At 37.6% G+C, this 17,189-nt stretch carries 14 protein-coding genes and 1 pseudogene; 6 read left to right on the top strand and 9 right to left on the bottom strand.

The window, feature by feature from the left end; all coding sequences use genetic code 11:
- Positions 1-121 precede the first annotated feature (121 nt).
- From FI644_RS10395 to FI644_RS10375, 4 genes are all read right to left on the bottom strand, one after another.
- Entirely contained in the window at positions 122-1,018 is an 897-nt protein-coding gene (locus FI644_RS10395; RefSeq protein ID WP_142108282.1) for a LysR family transcriptional regulator, read from the bottom strand.
- 269 nt (positions 1,019-1,287) lie between these two features.
- Positions 1,288-1,809, bottom strand: a complete 522-nt coding sequence (locus FI644_RS10385; protein WP_231690174.1) for a methylated-DNA--[protein]-cysteine S-methyltransferase — start codon at positions 1,807-1,809, stop codon at positions 1,288-1,290.
- The gene (locus FI644_RS10380) at positions 1,802-2,710 is read right to left on the bottom strand and encodes a DNA-3-methyladenine glycosylase family protein (RefSeq protein WP_379999706.1); all 909 of its coding nucleotides are present in this window, start codon (positions 2,708-2,710) and stop codon (positions 1,802-1,804) included. The genes FI644_RS10385 and FI644_RS10380 overlap by 8 nt, the downstream gene beginning before the upstream one ends.
- A gap of 14 nt (positions 2,711-2,724) precedes the next feature.
- Positions 2,725-3,252 carry a bifunctional transcriptional activator/DNA repair enzyme AdaA gene (locus tag FI644_RS10375; protein WP_053478832.1) on the bottom strand — a complete coding sequence of 176 codons (528 nt, stop codon included), beginning with the start codon at positions 3,250-3,252 and terminating at the stop codon, positions 2,725-2,727.
- Positions 3,253-3,818: 566 nt separating this feature from the next.
- Here FI644_RS10375 and FI644_RS10370 point away from each other — a divergent pair.
- Entirely contained in the window at positions 3,819-4,094 is a 276-nt protein-coding gene (locus FI644_RS10370; RefSeq protein ID WP_053478407.1) for a hypothetical protein, read from the top strand.
- Positions 4,095-4,332: 238 nt separating this feature from the next.
- Here FI644_RS10370 and FI644_RS10365 read toward each other — a convergent pair whose 3' ends face one another.
- The 5 genes from FI644_RS10365 to FI644_RS10345 all read right to left on the bottom strand — a co-directional run bounded on the left by FI644_RS10365 (position 4,333) and on the right by FI644_RS10345 (position 10,780).
- Positions 4,333-5,601 carry a cytosine deaminase gene (locus FI644_RS10365; protein ID WP_053478406.1) on the bottom strand — a complete coding sequence of 423 codons (1,269 nt, stop codon included), beginning with the start codon at positions 5,599-5,601 and terminating at the stop codon, positions 4,333-4,335.
- Positions 5,591-6,868, bottom strand: coding sequence for a cytosine permease (gene codB, locus FI644_RS10360; RefSeq protein WP_053478405.1), 1,278 nt, complete (start codon positions 6,866-6,868; stop codon positions 5,591-5,593). The genes FI644_RS10365 and codB overlap by 11 nt, the downstream gene beginning before the upstream one ends.
- A gap of 302 nt (positions 6,869-7,170) precedes the next feature.
- On the bottom strand, positions 7,171-8,466 hold the full coding sequence (gene gltP, locus FI644_RS10355) for a glutamate/aspartate:proton symporter GltP (protein ID WP_053478404.1): 1,296 nt from the start codon (positions 8,464-8,466) through the stop codon (positions 7,171-7,173).
- Positions 8,467-8,609: 143 nt separating this feature from the next.
- Complete coding sequence (locus FI644_RS10350) at positions 8,610-9,500, bottom strand: response regulator (RefSeq protein WP_053478831.1); 891 nt, start codon at positions 9,498-9,500, stop codon at positions 8,610-8,612.
- Between the two features lie 11 nt (positions 9,501-9,511).
- Positions 9,512-10,780: an ATP-binding protein gene (locus tag FI644_RS10345; protein WP_053478403.1), complete on the bottom strand. Its 1,269-nt coding sequence runs from the start codon at positions 10,778-10,780 to the stop codon at positions 9,512-9,514.
- Positions 10,781-11,090: 310 nt separating this feature from the next.
- Between FI644_RS10345 and FI644_RS10340 the strand changes: the two genes are divergently transcribed.
- The 5 genes and pseudogenes from FI644_RS10340 to gnd all read left to right on the top strand — a co-directional run bounded on the left by FI644_RS10340 (position 11,091) and on the right by gnd (position 17,164).
- The gene (locus FI644_RS10340; RefSeq protein ID WP_231690172.1) at positions 11,091-11,579 is read left to right on the top strand and encodes a GyrI-like domain-containing protein; all 489 of its coding nucleotides are present in this window, start codon (positions 11,091-11,093) and stop codon (positions 11,577-11,579) included.
- Between the two features lie 447 nt (positions 11,580-12,026).
- Complete coding sequence (locus tag FI644_RS10335; protein WP_053478402.1) at positions 12,027-12,758, top strand: GntR family transcriptional regulator; 732 nt, start codon at positions 12,027-12,029, stop codon at positions 12,756-12,758.
- On the top strand, positions 12,751-14,295 hold the full coding sequence (gene gntK / locus FI644_RS10330; RefSeq protein ID WP_142108281.1) for a gluconokinase: 1,545 nt from the start codon (positions 12,751-12,753) through the stop codon (positions 14,293-14,295). Before FI644_RS10335 ends, gntK begins: the two co-directional genes overlap by 8 nt.
- A gap of 15 nt (positions 14,296-14,310) precedes the next feature.
- Positions 14,311-15,657 carry a GntP family permease gene (locus FI644_RS10325; protein ID WP_053478400.1) on the top strand — a complete coding sequence of 449 codons (1,347 nt, stop codon included), beginning with the start codon at positions 14,311-14,313 and terminating at the stop codon, positions 15,655-15,657.
- Between the two features lie 107 nt (positions 15,658-15,764).
- Positions 15,765-17,164, top strand: a pseudogene (gnd, locus tag FI644_RS10320) (decarboxylating NADP(+)-dependent phosphogluconate dehydrogenase).
- Positions 17,165-17,189: the final 25 nt, after the last annotated feature.

Here is a 17,189-nt window from a genome sequence, read left to right as displayed (position 1 = left end):
TGTTCAATCGAAGTACAATGCCAATCATACATGCCAATTATAAGAAAATGTTATGTAAACGTGTACATTTCCCCAAACAAAAAAGCCCTCTCCAAAATGGGAGAAGGCGATCATTCGACCATCATATGTTGTTCTTGATGTGGGATAGTTTATCTTTTGCAAAATGAATAAATTCCTTATTTATTTGGGATAAATATTCATCCGTTTTCCAAATAATAGCAAGATTCCATTCAATCACTGGATTCGTTACCGCAATGGTTTGGACGTCTGCTGTCAGTTCCTTGCTTGTACTTTCTGGCAGAAGTGTAATGCCCAAATTAGAGGCAACCAATTCTTCAATAAAATCTAATTGCGAGGTTTCTGATATAATTCTCGGTTGGAAATTAGCCTCCTTGCATGCCTTAAGAATCAGATTTCTCAGTTCAAAGTCTTGGTTAAACATAATAAACGCTTCATCTTTTAATTTATGCAAGGCTACCTCCTTTTTCTCAACTAAATGATGGGATGAAGGAACAACAAGTGTAAGTTTCTCATTAACAAATGTATAATCATCTAGCCGATCATTTTTATCAGACAAAACAATGACGCCAAAATCCAGTGTGCCACTCATAATCTTTTCTTCAATCCGCTTGGATCCATCCTCTTCTAATTGGAATGTAATCTCAGGATACTCCTGATGAAAGCTCGCAATGAGCTTGGAAAAAAAGAAGGAGTTGACGATCGTAGGCAGACCTATACGAATATGACCTTTTCTTAATTTAATCATACTAGCAAGCTCCGTTTCCAAAAGCTGCAGCTGCTTTTCAATCACTTGTGCATGTCTAAATAGAACATTTCCAGCATCCGTTAACATCAGCTTTTTCCGGGAACGGATGAAAAGGTGCGCACCCACATCATCCTCCAAAGATTTGATAATTCTGCTCAGGGCGGGCTGAGTAATGTACAGGTTTTCTGCTGCTTTCGTAAAGCTGCCAGTACGCGTAACCTCCATAAAATACTGCATATGTTTAATGTCCAATGATGCTCCCGCCTTTCATTCGTTTAAACCTTCAATATCATTTTCAATTTTACTATTTTACCATTTTACCATAATGGCAAACGAATGAACCTTTGATACTAAATAAAATAAACTACAAGCTTCATCAATAATATTTCCGACATGAAAGGTGTTAAATCAGCCATTATGCTAAGCTATGATGGAAACTTCACAGCATAAGGGACATGGGGACAAGTTTACTGTCTCTTCCTATTTTAATTAGGACACGAGACCTGCCCCTCTGACCCACATTATTCTTTCTTAAAAGATTTTTCATGCTGGAGCAGCCATTCTTTTCTCCATAACCCGCCTGCATAGCCGGTCAATTTTCCATTGGAGCCGATAATGCGATGACACGGGATGACAATGCTTAATTTGTTTTTTCCATTTGCACTTCCAACTGCTCTGATTGCTTTTTCATTTCCGATTTCAACCGCTATATCTTTATAAGAGCCTGTTTTCCCATAGGATATAGTTGTTAACGCATTCCAAACATCCTTTTGGAAGGCTGTTCCCTCAAATACATAAGGAAAAGTAAAATCATGGCGCTTCCCGTTAAAATATTCATCAAGCTGCTCATAGCAATCCAGCAACACTTTAGGTGTATCGGCTTTCTTGAAATTCACTAGTGTCTCCGAATCAGAAAACAAAATAGAATAAATTGCTTCGTCACTGCCTATTATTTCAAGTACTCCAACCGGAGATTCGTAGTCTAGTGTATATAAAGCGGGACTCAGGGACCTGTCCCTCCGTTCCATTTGCTGATTATTCATATAAGGACCTCCATAGGTAAAATGTTGCGTATGCTTGCCAGCCTTCCCAATTTGTTGCTATTTGATTAATTTCTTCTATTGTCGGCTTTCTTTCAAGCCCCATTTGCTCCTTTAGTGCATTATGCAGACCGACATCTGCGATTGGAAAGGCACACGTATAGTGTAAGCACTTCATCAGCACATAGTCTGCTGTCCATGCTCCTACGCCTCTAATCACCATTAATGATTGTTTCGCTTGCTGAAAATCTTGTTTCTTTAGCATGCTTTCCTTTGTTATTTCTCCATTTGACATCGCCTTTGCAACACCAATGATATACTCAGCCTTCCTAGTAGTAAATTGAAGCTTCTTCAATTCCTCAACATCTATTTCTGCAACTTTTTCAAATGAGGGAAATAACCAAAATCGCTCGCCTTCAAATGACAGTCCTTCACCAAAGGATTCTACAAACCGTTTCTTTAAAGAATAAGCAAAGGGTAAATTAATTTGCTGTCCAATAATTGCCCAAGCAAGAGCTTCAAACAAATCAGGCATACATACCACCCGAAGCCCAGCATATTTTTGAACAAGCGGCTGCAAAACCTCACTTTTACAAGCTACCTCATAAAAAGATGATAAATCCTGTTCAAGATCAAACCATTCCCATACATACATAGCTGCTTCTTTACGTGCACTTTCAGATGGATGACTTATCGGAAATTCAACATACAGCACATGTTGATCATACCCTATTTTTAATAAAATGGATTCCTCTCCTACTTTAATAAGCTTATATAAAAATCCATTCATCACCCTGTACAGCACCTCTTGATCTGACCTGCACAAAAACACTAAACATTCTTTATAGTTAAATTCAAGTGGCGGATATATTTCAATATAGTATTCATGGTCCATCCAATTCACTTATTCGGTCTCCTTTACCTATCAAGGTCTCGATATTCACTTGGTGAACAACTTTTTAACCGCCGAAAAACCCGATAAAAATTAGATGGACTTTGGAATCCAACCTCATAGCAAATTTCTAGATTTGTTTGATCTGTGCTTATAAGTAGATACGCTGCTTTATCCACTCGAATTTTTTCCAAATAGGTTCTTGGTGTTTCAGCTGTTTCCTGCTTAAATAGCCGTTCAAGATAATAAGGACTGACACCTACATGATCGGCAATATCCTGTAATACAAGCTGTTGTTTATAATGATTCACTAAAAAAGTAATTGTTTTTCTTACCAGCCCAATATGCGGAGAATGCTCTACTTCTGGCTGACATCTCTTGCATGCACGAAAACCAGCTTGCTCAACCTCATTGATATCCAAATAAAAGGAAACATTCGTTTTCTTTGGTTTTCTAGATCTGCATGAAGGACGGCAATAAATCTTGGTCGTTTTCACGGCTGTATAAAATAATCCGTCATATTTTCGGTCACAGGCGATAATTTTCTCCCACATTTCATCGAATGAAAGACAGATAATAGCCACCGATTGATCTCCTTTCCCATTATGGGCAATATGAAGAACCCTTCACATCCTCTCCCGCTCTAAAGCATGACTAATTCAAGCTTATTACATTTGTCTCACTTAGGTAAAGAGGAGGAATTATAGAGGATACTATTGTGTATTTCATTTTATCAATGTGGCAGCAATCATTTCATCCTCATTCTTGCTCTTATGGTCTGAGCTAGGAAAAAAACTCTACACTAAATTCTTTTAATTTCCCAGTCTTCATAATGAGTTTTTATAGAATTATGAGAGGTTATTATTTGGGGCAAAAAATGAGGGGATTTTATTATCGTGCTAGATTGAGAGAATGGCAGCCAATTTTCTAAAAGAAATTTATCTAATTTTATTAAACTAACATCTTTAAAAATAATAAAGTAATATTAATTATAGTATGTAATTTTTAAATTTTCTAAATTCTATTGACATATATCCATAATATCTTTAGATTTATAATATATATAGTAAAATTTCCCTATATAGATATTTATTTCTAAAAACGGGAGGGAGTGAAAATTATGAATAATGAACAAACACACACAGTTATAGTGCAAAAGGCTGAAGGTAATGGTTTAGCCGTTGCTGGATTAGTGTTAGGTATTATCGGAGTCGTATTAAATATAATTCCATTTTTACCTTACATCCTAGGAGCATTAGCCATTATTTTTGGTGGTGTAGGGATGATGAAGTCAGTAAAGAGAGGCATGTCGATAGCATCGATTATTTTGGGTGTTGTTGCAATTGCTATGAAATTTTTATTTTGGATAGGCATAGCTTCATTAAGTTCTGTATAATTATTTTTTTGCTATCATTTTATCCTTTGTAGCAGGTAAAACTATTAAAATTTAGATTAAAATAATTTCAAAAGAAACCTAAGACAAATAGAAAAAAAGCCCCCCAACCCGGTAATCAAGCTATTACTAGGTTGGGGGGTTATATATTAAGTAAAAAATGTGCTACTTTAATATTTTTCTGACAGATTCCTTGTTTCTATAAAATCAGCTGGGACAATGAACCTGTCCATCTGTCCCATTATCTATTAAAATTTACGCTTTCTTTTGACTGGTTGAGTGTTATGCTTGTTTCACTTGGTTTTGTTTCTGCGATTATTTTTCCGTTTCTGAAGGAATATCTAACTGTTGCCTGCTTGCGAATTGCTTCATATTCGTTTTCTGCAGATAGCACGATAAAGTTCGCTGGTTTTCCTTCTTCTATTCCGTAGACTTCTTCGATTTGCAGTGTTTTCGCACTATTACTTGTGATTAAATCAATCGAATTTACAATTTGTTCGTAGCCCATTAATTGTGAAGCATGAATCCCCATATGCAATACTTGGAGCATATTGCCTGTTCCAAGCGGATACCATGGATCAAAAATATCATCATGACCAAAACAAATATTTAGCCCTGCCTCTTGAAGCTCTTTGACTCTTGTCAGGCCTCTTCTTTTCGGATATGTATCAAATCGCCCTTGTAGATGAATATTGACAAGTGGATTCGATACAAAATTAATAGACGATAGCTTTAATAATCTAAATAGCTTATATGTGTATGCATCATTATATGAACCCATTGCTGTTGTATGGCTTGCTGTTGTACGAGCACCTATTCCACGCTCATATGCCTCTTTTGCTACCACTTCAACAAAACGCGATTGTTCATCATCGATTTCATCACAATGAATATCCACTAATCGATCATATTTTTCTGCTAGGTCAAATGCCTTTTTTAATGATTCCACTCCATATTCGCGAGTAAATTCAAAATGAGGGATGCCTCCAACTACATCTGCTCCCATCTTCAACGACTCTTCTAGCAGTTCAACTCCGTTTGGGTAAGAAAGAATGCCCTCCTGCGGAAAAGCAACTAATTGAATATCTATATAAGGAGCCATCTCCTCTTTCACTTCAAGCATGGCTTTCAATGCTGTAAGCTTTGGATCTGTTACATCTACATGTGTACGGACATGCTGTATTCCTTGAGCGATCTGCCATTTCAACGCAGTTTTCGATCTTTTCTTAACATCTTCAAATGTTAATGTTTCTTTTCTTTGTGACCATCTTTGGATCCCTTCAAACAAAGTACCGCTTTGATTCCACTCCGGCTCACCTGCCGTTAAAGTTGTATCTAAATGGATATGTGATTCAATAAAAGGAGGAAGAACAAGAGCTCCCTCTACATCAAGGATTTCATGACCAGAAACCTCTTCCAAGGTTTGCGCCACGTTGCTTATCTTTCCGTCTTGGACAACAATATTCCATAATCCATCTTTTCCTCTAAGCTTTGCTTGTTTAATAATCATTTATTTCCCCGCCTTTTCTAATATCCAAATGGTTCACAACTTCTTCATGTTGTGGGATACACTTCATTAAAACAGCATAAAGAATCGCCGTACCTAAAAGTCCATTAATCGGCGGGATGCCCGGAATCAAGTTCGCTGCAGCCACTCCGCCTACCCATGCAATAATCGCAAGCCAATTCACCGCTTTAAATTTCATTTCATTAAACGGCTTATACTTTCCACGCTTTAACAAGAAATAGTCGACTAATACGATCGCTCCAATGGAAGGCAAGGTAGATCCTAGTATAGTTAAAAAACCAACAAAGTGATTATATAGCCACATCGCTGTGATTGTCCCAACTGTCCCGTTAAATACAACGATCTTCTTTTTAGAGATTTTTGTGATATTGGCGAATCCTAAACTTGAAGCATATAAAGCATTTTCATTTGTCGTCCAAATATTTAAACCGAGTACAATAATAGCTGGTATAATTAATCCTTGTAAAAACATCACATCGGATATATCCGATTTATTATAGACAATCGCTCCTACTGCACCAAATAAGAACATTAATGAATTTCCGAGAAAGAAAGCAATAACTGTTGAAACTACCCCAGAGCGTGCAGTCTTTGCAAACCGGGCAAAATCGGGAGTAAGTGTCCCACCACTGATAAATGAGCCGATGCAAATGGTTATAGCCGTTGCCAGTCCCATTGCTTCAAGTGGCTGATAATCCAATAGACCTTGAATTCCACCAGCTGTCTCAGTAGCTTCTAAAACAGAGTAGCTTCCTAAAATAGCTATAGAAGGTACAGCAACAACTCCTAATATAGCTAGTGCTTTAATTCCATATATCGCTGTGATTGTCATTAAAATTCCAGAAACGATAATCAAAAAGTAAACATTAAGCCCTGTTGCCTTTTGAACCGGCACGGCAAACATGGCGACTCCTACACCAAACCAGCCGACTTGTGTAACACCTAGCAAAAGAGAGGATAAATAGGAACCTTTTTCACCAAAAGCATATTTAGTCAGCAAATGAGTCGATAATCCAGTTTTCGCCGCAATGTGCGCTAATGCACCTGTATAGATTCCAAGAATTAAATTACCTGCTAGTACAATCCAGATAAAATTGATAAATGATAGACCGTTCCCTAGCGTTCCGCCAGACCACATACTTGCTGAGAAGAATGTAAAGCCAAGCATAACAGCGAGAATCTTCCAAAACCCCGTTCGATGTTCCTTTGGTACAGGCTGTAGTGAAAACTCTAAATCTATCTTTTCCATGCATATTCCTCCAATTTTGTGTTGAAATTGGTCCTCGAATAAGCTCGGACAAAACAAAAAAGGGTTTATCGCCATATCTGACAATAAACCCCTTTCGTTCACAATAAACACAGGCTGCCTATATACGCATCCCATGAATGATTGTTAACTTCCGCTGTCCTTGTCAGCCTCTCTGGACTGAATTAAAGGTACCAATATTTAATTGACTTTATTATTGCAGGAAACTACTTTATTGTCAATATCAGCTTTTCACTATGTTTATACAATTAAATAGAATCCTATAGTTATAAGAGTTAATTTAGCTACGCTTGAACCGTTTCCTCTGGTTGATTAATAGATGAGTAGTACTCTACCTTTTTCTTAGAGTCAAATCGGCCTTCCCATTTAGACATGACAACAGTAGCCAGTGCATTGCCGATCACATTTACGACTGTACGTGCCATATCAAGAAGTCTGTCAATTCCCGCAATAAATGCAAGACCTTCTAAAGGAATTCCTACTGTTCCCAGTGTTGCTAGTAAAACAACAAAAGATACTCCTGGTACACCAGCGATTCCTTTAGATGTAACCATCAATACTAATATTAATGTAATTTGCTGCGTAATACTTAAATCAATATTATACATTTGCGCAATAAACAGTGCCGCTAGCGCCTGATATAGCGTAGACCCATCCAGGTTAAAGGAATAACCTGTTGGAACAACAAAAGAAACAATATCTTTCGGGCATCCGAATTTTTCCATCTTCTGAATGACTTTAGGCAATACAGTTTCCGAACTAGAAGTTGAATAAGCTAATAACAGCTCATCCTTCAATACTTTGATCAGATGGAAAATATTAATGCCGACCAGCTTCGCAATCCCGCCAAGTACAACAACAATGAAGAATGCCATCGTTACATAAACGAGAATCATTAATTTTCCTAATGGAAGTAAGGATTCCAATCCGAATTTAGAAACCGTTACACCAATTAAAGCAAACACGCCAAATGGGGCAAACTTCATAATCATGTTTGTCACCCAGAACATCGCCTCTGCCATTCCCTCAAAGAATGCAAGCACTGGTTTCCCCTTTTCACCAATGGCTGCAATCCCTAAACCGAATAACACGGAAAAGAAAATAATCGGCAGCATATCGCCTTCAGACATCGATTTAATCACGTTACTTGGAACGATGTCGACAAGGATATCCAAAACCCCGTGGCTTTCACTTTGTACTTCTTCTGTCGTTTCAACATATTGGTCAATGTTCCCCTTTGAAAGAGACGACATGTCTATCCCATGACCAGGCTGAAAAATATTTGCTGCCAATACACCAACAATTATGGCAATCGTTGTAACAACTTCAAAATAGATCAGTGTTTTCCCGCCAAGCTTCCCTAGCTGTTTGATATCTCCAGTTCCAGCAACACCTAGAATTAAAGTAGAAATAATGATTGGCACAACAATCATCTTGATCATATTAAGGAAAATCGTACCAATAGGCTGTAAATACGTTTCTACTGCAGGATTTCCGTAGAAAATGGCTCCAATAATAATCCCCAGTACCAGACCGGTAAGTATTTGATATGCCAAAGAAAATTTAAACTTTTTCTTCATCAAGAAGTCACCCCTTTTATACGAATGAAAACGCTTTCTCTAGCTGAGATAGCTTATTAAAATAATTTTATGGGCGACTTACTCAATCCTACAAAATCCGACAATTATATTTTTTAATAATTTTAAAATGAGCCATTATTTAACTAATTCTGGTTGTATTTTTCCAGTGTTTCAAGATAAAGCACTTGAAGAAATTTTTTGCTATTAATTTTTATCCTTACTACCTCCTCTTTTCCTTCCTGGATAAATATCATTTGTTTTCTTATTTCCTGAAAGTCAAAGTATCGTGGGGCATAATATTCAAACTCATGATTCGTATAATCAATAGCCCCTAATGAAGCCAAATTATTCGTTGCTGTAAGAAGTGTTCTGCGAATTCGCTGTTCCATTGCTTTACTTTCTTTATTTATATCTGAATCAGCAAATCCTTGTTTTTTAGATACAGCCTCATATAAATCTTTTAAAGGCGGCAATTGAGAAACCTTGTGTTCCTGGCTCATCAGAAACTCAATGATCGCTATAATATCATCACTTCCCGCTTCCCCAATGATTCCCATGTCATTTAAAATCGTTAAGACAATTTCCTTTACACTTGGCTGCCTTTTCATTTGATTCACCAATCCGATATTGGCTAATGATTCCTGAATCGTTAGCAGCGAACCTCTTAGCCGAAATTGTTCTGCTGTTTTCTTTAAGATACTTTGCACTTCCACACGATTGATTGGCTTATGAATAAAAAACTCTATTCCTTTTTCATATGCCTCCCCTACCATTTCTTTGTTTTCAATCTGGGAAATCATAATAAATTGGCCCTTAAACCCTTTCTTTCCCAAAAGCTCAATCGTTTCAATTCCATCCAACTCCGGCATTAGTAAGTCGATTAAAACAACATCCGGGTTAATTGTAAGGATGGTTTGAAGTCCAGAGGCACCGCTTTCTGCTTCACCTATGACAACTCCCAAATCTCCATCTATAATTATATTTTTCAGCATTGTTCGGCTTGCTGGATCATCATCTACAATGAAATAACGCAGAATCATTCAACTCACTTTCGTACATTTTTTATTGGAATGCGAATTTGAAAAACCGTTCCCTTAGTAGAAGTCTCCACTTGGATTTGCCCTTCTAACTTTTGAACAATTTCGCTGACATGGGATAGTCCAATCCCTGTTGCAGCAACACCATCATCATCAAATTTTGTTGTATACCCCGGTTCAAAAATAATGGATACATCCTCTTCCGCAATTCCTTTGCCTGTATCTTTAATAACAAAACAAATATGTGTCGACTCATCCTTTATATCAAAATGAATTTCCCCGGTCTCCGTTATCGATTCGACCGCATTGGCAGTCAGATTATTTAATAAAGCAAGAAGCGGAATAAGCTGACTGGTCTCAAAATCAGCAGATAAATTCACATAAAAGGTGATCTTTTTCTTTAACATTTCACTATATTTTTCATTTGCCATCACGACAAGGTTCAGCACATCTGCTAGAAAAAGAGTGTCACTATTTTTTCTTCCCGTTACTTTCGTAAGCCCGGCTAAAATCCTTTGTGAATCCTTTTTCACTTCATGGATTTCTTGCGCAATGCGAAGAGCCTGAACACTTAATGGGTGCTGCTCAAGCTTTTTTAATTTTCGATATAAATCAAAGCTCTCAGCAGTTATTTGCTCAATATGGTTCATTGATTTCTGCAAGTAGAGCACTTCTCCATATAATTCAGATCCGACCTCAAGCATCTCTTGCATTCTTTTCTTTTGTTCTGAAACCGTAATGGAGCTGTATAATCCTACAGCAAAATAGCTGCGGAACAATGCCACTCCAAATAATAGTATCCAATCCCTGAAATCATTCGTTTGATGCAGCAGCCCATGTCGCATGATGTATTCTAAAACGTTTCCGATCAATTCAAACAGGGAAGCCCAGGCTCCCAAAATAAGCGGAAATGTTTTATACCGTTCGATTTTAATTGTATGTAAACCAAGTGCAAATACAAAATAAAATAGTAGGGCCGGCAAATGACTAAGGAAACTTACCGAAAAAGATATATCACTTAAAAAATAATCCTCGATTAAACGAAAGCCAACAACGGTTATCCCTGTGACAATCCCTGTACGTATAAGTGAAACCGGAGGCCAAATAAGAATAAGCAGAAAAAAGGTGATGCTTCCAAGACCAAAACGAAAAACCTCTCCATCGAAGGGCACTACCTTCACTTCACTTAGAATTGACGTCAGTAAAGCAATAATAGCTACTATAAATCCATCCGTTTGATAAAAATGCTTACTTACATATTTTTTTGAAAAAGCCATTGAAATCTCCTGATTGCACTTTTTTTAATCATTATATCATCTCTATTTTCTCTTAAATATTCCTTATTAACAAACCTTGACTCTGACCTTAAGGTATCCCTCATAGTTACATTTGAAAGAATTATAAAATCAATATTTCCCATTTATAGAAGGAAAAGAAAAAAAGAAAGAGAAATTTAATCTTATAGGAACTGCTTTTTACCTTTCACCTCTTAGACCCCACATACGAATCCCTTTTTGCAGAATTGAAATCACAGATATGTACGGCTATTTAGAATGAATCATAGTAAATGAGAAAGGAGAGTTTCACATGATGGAACCAAAAGTAATGAAAAAGGAAGCATTTCATGTAATTGGTTATCAATTTGAAGCAAATCTGCGGGAAATAGAAGAAGGAGATCTAGGAAAGAAAACATTGGCTAGATTACAAGAAAATGCCGGAAGCATTCTGAATAAATGCGGCAATCACGTCTATTTAGTTCAGCTATATCCTATGAAGGAAGGCTTTAATGCCTTTGAGGATAAATTCACACAAATCATTGGCTATGAGGTATCTAATGCAATTGATGTCCCTGAAGGAGCCATTCTCCACACCATTCCGGAGAATTTCTATGTCACTTATACTCATCAAGGACCTGAAGCAGAATTGTATAAAACTTATGATTACTTATACGGGAAATGGCTAAGGGAAAACGGCTACGCACCCATTAGATATGATATGGAACGATGGGATGAACGATACAAGCCAGATGATTCCGATAATGAAATTGATGTATTTATTGCTGTTCAGAAAAAGTAAGAGGAAGAATTTTGATCGTACATGTTTTAATAAGAAATGAAAATTATGTTCATATTACATTCATTTTGCAAACAAAAACAAGGAAAAGAACTCCTTAAATTGCTCCTCTCCTATTCTAATCAATCATAACCATTCAATTGAAAACAAAGAGAATAAAACATGACAATACGCCGTGTCCAATATGGACAAGGCGTATTGTCATGTTTTCATGTTTTTTTATAGGGTATCAGCTATAAGCCTTTCTTGATCAAGTTCGAGTATTTTCGCCAATATAACATAGAATATGAAGGAAAACGTCAGGCAGGAATTCTACATTATTCATTACATATAACAATTAAATTTCCAAAATATGCATAGAAGCAGACGAATTAAAAGCGTTTGCACAATTATAAATCTCAGTTATAATACTTGTATACAAGTATACCTTAAAAATAAGAAGGTGATTTTATGACTGAACCCAAAGAATTTCTCTATCCAGGAAAATGGCTTTCTAAAGCTTCGGCTGGTGATCGTGTAGCATGTGAGCTTCGAATGCAAATTATTTCCGGCTTAATTGAAAGCGGTACCATCCTTTCTGAAAATAAATTAGCAGCTGATTTTGCTGTGAGCCGCTCACCCATTCGTGAAGCATTAAAAATACTTGCTTCGGAAAATATGATTCGATTAGAAAGAATGGGTGCCGTCGTTATCGGCTTAACAGAAAAAGAAATTGAAGAAATTTACGATGTACGTTTACTAATAGAAACGTTTGTGTTTGAACGACTTGTCAAAATGGATATTCATGAGTTAGTAAATGAGCTCAGCAAAATCCATGAAATGATGAAAGTAGCCATCAAATTCCAAGACGCTGATGAATTTTCTTATCAAGATGTCTTATTCCATGAAACAATTATTCGTGCCATTAATCATTCCTATATGCTGATGATCTGGAATAATTTAAAACCCGTTATGGAATCCCTCATTCTTTTATCGATGCGTGCTCGCTTTAAGGAAAAATACGAAGACTTCCCACGGATTTTGGAAAATCATGAGCTGTATATTGAAGCAATAAAAACGAGAGATCGAACGCTGATGATTAAATCCCTGCACCAAAACTTTGATGATGTCCAAGGAAAGGTAGAGGATTTATGGATGTCTCAACAAATGCTATCTAAAGGAGCCGAGCTAGAAGATGAGTAACTATATGTTAGGTATAGACATCGGCACGACAAGTACGAAAGCTGTTCTATTTACTGAAAAGGGAGAGGTCATTCAACAAGAGAATATTGGTTATCCCCTTTACACACCGGATATTTCTACAGCTGAACAAGACCCTGAAGAGATTTTCAAAGCTTTCTTACAAGCTATTTCGAATATAACGAAGAAGCATCCGCAAAAAAAGCTATCGTTTATTTCATTTAGCAGTGCCATGCATAGTGTCATTGCGATGGATGAACATGACCATCCACTGACCCCTTGTATTACTTGGGCAGATAATCGCAGCGAAGCATGGGCACATAAAATAAAAGATGAGTTGAATGGACATGAAATATATAAACGGACAGGCACACCCAATCATCCCATGTCACCATTAACAAAAATTGCTTGGCTTGTGAATGAGCATCCTGAAATCGCTGTCAAAGTTAAAAAGTATATTGGAATTAAAGAATACATCTTTAAAAAGTTCTTTGATCAATATGTTGTCGATTACTCTCTTGCTTCAGCGATGGGCATGATGAATCTCAAAACACTGGATTGGGATGAGGAAGCTCTCGCAATTGCTGGTGTAACATGTGCCCAATTATCTATGCTTGTACCGACAACCAAAATATTTCAGAACTGTCACCCTCATTTAGCAAAGCAGATTGGGATCAATCCGCAAACCCCATTTATTATTGGTGCAAGCGATGGTGTGCTTTCTAATCTAGGGGTAAATGCAATAAGAAAAGGCGAGATTGCGGTAACAATAGGGACAAGCGGTGCCATTCGAACGATTATTGACAAGCCGCAAACAGATGAAAAGGGCAGAATATTTTGCTATTGCCTCACCGAAAAGCATTGGGTAATTGGCGGACCAGTTAATAATGGGGGGATGATCCTCCGCTGGATAAGGGATGAATTTGCCTCTTCAGAAATTGAAACAGCAAAAAGACTAGGTATTGATCCTTATGAGGTATTAACGAAGATCGCTCAGCGTGTTAGACCAGGTGCTGATGGATTATTATTTCACCCTTACCTTGCAGGTGAACGCGCACCACTTTGGAATCCGAATGTGAGAGGTTCATTTTTCGGTCTCACACTTTCACATAAGAAAGAACATATGATACGTGCAGCATTAGAGGGTGTCATTTACAATTTATATACCGTATTTTTGGCTTTAATGGAATGTATGAATAGCCCTGTTACCCGAATTCAAGCAACTGGCGGCTTTGCTAGATCTGAGGTTTGGAGACAGATGATGTCTGATATCTTTGAATCTGAAGTAGTCGTTCCTGAAAGCTATGAAAGCTCTTGTTTAGGTGCTTGCATTTTGGGGCTTTATGCGACAGGCACAATCCAGTCATTTGAAGTAGCAACTGAAATGATTGGCAGCACTTTTAAGCACACACCAAATGAGGAAGCTGTTAAAGAATATCGACAATTACTGCCGATTTTCATCAACCTTTCTCGAGCATTAGCAAATGAATATACACAAATTGCCAGCTATCAACGCGGCTTAATAGACACAAATAAATAATTAGGAGGGGCGAACATGCCATTATTCATTGTAGCCATTGGGATCATTGCATTACTGATTTTAATAATGGGACTAAAATTAAACACCTTTATTTCATTAATAATCGTATCTTTTGGCGTTGCTTTAGCCCTTGGAATGCCACTAGAGGAAATTGTTAAAACGATTGAAGCAGGATTAGGAGGAACGCTTGGCCATTTAGCATTAATCTTTGGACTCGGGGCCATGTTAGGGAAATTAATCGCTGATTCTGGAGGAGCCCAACGAATTGCGATGACCCTCGTCAACAAATTTGGAGAAAAAAATATTCAGTGGGCTGTCGTTGTTGCCTCATTCATTATTGGGGTAGCATTATTTTTCGAAGTGGGATTAGTTTTATTAATTCCAATCGTTTTTGCCATTTCAAGAGAATTAAAGGTATCCATTTTGTATCTTGGAATACCGATGACTGCCGCTTTATCTGTCACCCATGGTTTCTTGCCGCCGCATCCGGGACCAACCGTTATTGCTGGTGAATACAGTGCAAACATTGGTGAAGTATTGCTTTACGGTTTTATTATTGCTCTTCCAACAGTTATTTTAGCTGGACCTATTTTTACGAAAATTGCTAAAAAAATAGTCCCTGCATCATTTACAAAAACAGGTAATATTGCTTCCTTAGGAGAGCAAAAAACGTTCAAACTGGAGGATACTCCTGGATTTGGCATTAGTGTTTTTACTGCTATACTTCCAGTTATCCTCATGTCGATCTCAACCATTATTACTCTTCTTCAAAAGACAATGGGCTTTGAAGACAATAGTTTTCTAGCTGCGATCCGGTTTATTGGCGAAGCTGGTACCGCCATGCTGATTTCCTTATTAGTTGCCGTTTATACAATGGGTCTGGCAAGAAAAATTCCTATAAAAACGGTTATGGAATCATGTACCACAGCTATTACACAAATTGGGATGATGCTGTTAATTATTGGGGGCGGCGGTGCCTTCAAACAAGTATTAATAGATGGCGGTGTAGGTGACTATGTGGCTGAATTATTCGGTGGTACTTCCCTATCACCCATTTTACTCGCTTGGATCATCGCAGCCATCTTACGGATTTCCTTAGGTTCTGCAACAGTTGCTGCTTTAACAACTGCTGGTTTAGTTATTCCAATGTTAGGACAATCTGATGCTAACCTTGCTTTAGTTGTACTTGCAACAGGCGCGGGCAGTTTAATTGCTTCCCACGTAAACGATGCAGGTTTCTGGATGTTTAAAGAATATTTTGGATTAAGCATGAAGGAAACGTTTGCCACATGGACATTACTTGAGACGATTATTTCTGTAGCTGGATTAGGATTCATTCTACTCCTAAGCTTATTCGTATAATTTTTTTCTAAAGGCAATATAAATTTATCCTTTCTAGGCAGTAAAACCTCTCGATTGAAATCGGAGTTTTACTGCCTATTAATCTAAGTTAAAAGGAGCTCAGAAGAATGTTCAATACAATCGGTATTATTGGTTTAGGCTAATGGGCAGTAATCTCGCTTTAAACATGGCTAGTAAAGGAGAACAAGTAGCCGTTTATAACTATACGAGGGATTTAACCGATCAGCTTGTTCAAAAAAGTGAAGGACAGGGAATCCATCCATACTACGAAATCCAAGACTTTGTTCAGTCATTAAAAACGCCAAGAAAAATCTTTCTTATGGTTACAGCAGGCAAACCGATTGATTCAGTGATTCGTTCATTAATGCCTGTTCTTGAAGCAGGCGATATCATTATGGACGGCGGGAACTCTCATTACGACGATACAGAACGCAGATACGATGAGCTGAAGTCTAAAGGAATTGACTATTTAGGAATTGGGATTTCCGGTGGCGAAGTCGGTGCTTTAAAGGGACCTTCTATCATGCCAGGCGGGGATAAAGAAGTATATGAGAAAGTGGCTCCCATTCTTACAAAAATAGCAGCACAAGTGGACAACACCCCATGCTGTGTTTATATTGGTCCAAAAGGGTCTGGTCACTTTGTAAAAATGGTACATAACGGGATCGAGTATGCAGATATGCAATTAATTACAGAAGCGTATACATTTTTAAAAGACAGACTCCATTTGAGCGTTCATGAAATTGCAGACATTTTCGACACATGGAACCAAGGAGAACTAAATAGTTATTTAATCCAAATCACTGCAGACATTTTAAGAAAAAAAGACGAATTAACAGGATTGCCCCTCATCCATGTCATTCTTGATAAAGTAGGACAAAAAGGAACAGGAAAATGGACAAGTGTTCAAGCGATTAATAACGGAATCCCTTCTTCTATTATTACGGAATCATTATTTTCAAGATATCTATCCTCTTTAAAAGAAGAACGATTGACTGTAGAAAGCATCCTAGCTGACCCAAATATGAATCAGCAGCCATTAGATAAAGAGGTTTGGATTGAGTATGTTAGACAAGCGTTATACATGGGAAAGGTTTGTGCCTACACACAAGGGTTTACACAATATAAAATGACTTCTGAACTGTATGGCTGGGATTTACCTTTAAAGGATATCGCCCTCATTTTCCGTGGCGGCTGCATTATTCGTGCAGAATTTCTCAATGTCATTAGTGAAACATATCAGTCTCAGCCAAATTTGGCGAATTTGTTAATTGCACCGTATTTTGCTAAAAAAGCAAAGGCATATCAATCAGGCTTGCGTAAAGTACTTTGCGAGGGCATTAACTCTGGGATCTCATTCCCTTGCTTAAGTGCCTCACTCACTTACTATGACAGCTATCGCACAGGCACATCTAATGCCAGCTTATTACAGGCACAACGCGACTACTTCGGTGCCCACACTTATGAAAGAAATGACAGAGAAGGGATCTTTCATACAGAATGGTAGGGACATGTGGACAGGTTTACTGTCC

The organism is Cytobacillus solani (assembly GCF_006704205.1).
GTDB lineage: Bacteria > Bacillota > Bacilli > Bacillales > Cytobacillaceae > Cytobacillus > Cytobacillus solani.
This window is presented reverse-complemented; position numbering and strand designations above follow the sequence as displayed.

Bases quoted from the DNA above. Each gene is read 5' to 3' on its own strand.
- FI644_RS10325 (WP_053478400.1), top strand. From the start codon at position 14,311: ATGCCATTATTCATTGTAGCCATTGGGATCATTGCATTACTGATTTTA.
- FI644_RS10375 (WP_053478832.1), bottom strand. From the start codon at position 3,252: ATGTGGGAGAAAATTATCGCCTGTGACCGAAAATATGACGGATTATTT.
- FI644_RS10365 (WP_053478406.1), bottom strand. From the start codon at position 5,601: ATGATTATTAAACAAGCAAAGCTTAGAGGAAAAGATGGATTATGGAAT.
- codB (WP_053478405.1), bottom strand. From the start codon at position 6,868: ATGGAAAAGATAGATTTAGAGTTTTCACTACAGCCTGTACCAAAGGAA.
- FI644_RS10370 (WP_053478407.1), top strand. From the start codon at position 3,819: ATGAATAATGAACAAACACACACAGTTATAGTGCAAAAGGCTGAAGGT.
- gntK (WP_142108281.1), top strand. From the start codon at position 12,751: ATGAGTAACTATATGTTAGGTATAGACATCGGCACGACAAGTACGAAA.
- FI644_RS10345 (WP_053478403.1), bottom strand. From the start codon at position 10,780: ATGGCTTTTTCAAAAAAATATGTAAGTAAGCATTTTTATCAAACGGAT.
- gltP (WP_053478404.1), bottom strand. From the start codon at position 8,466: ATGAAGAAAAAGTTTAAATTTTCTTTGGCATATCAAATACTTACCGGT.
- FI644_RS10385 (WP_231690174.1), bottom strand. From the start codon at position 1,809: ATGAATAATCAGCAAATGGAACGGAGGGACAGGTCCCTGAGTCCCGCT.
- FI644_RS10335 (WP_053478402.1), top strand. From the start codon at position 12,027: ATGACTGAACCCAAAGAATTTCTCTATCCAGGAAAATGGCTTTCTAAA.
- FI644_RS10340 (WP_231690172.1), top strand. From the start codon at position 11,091: ATGATGGAACCAAAAGTAATGAAAAAGGAAGCATTTCATGTAATTGGT.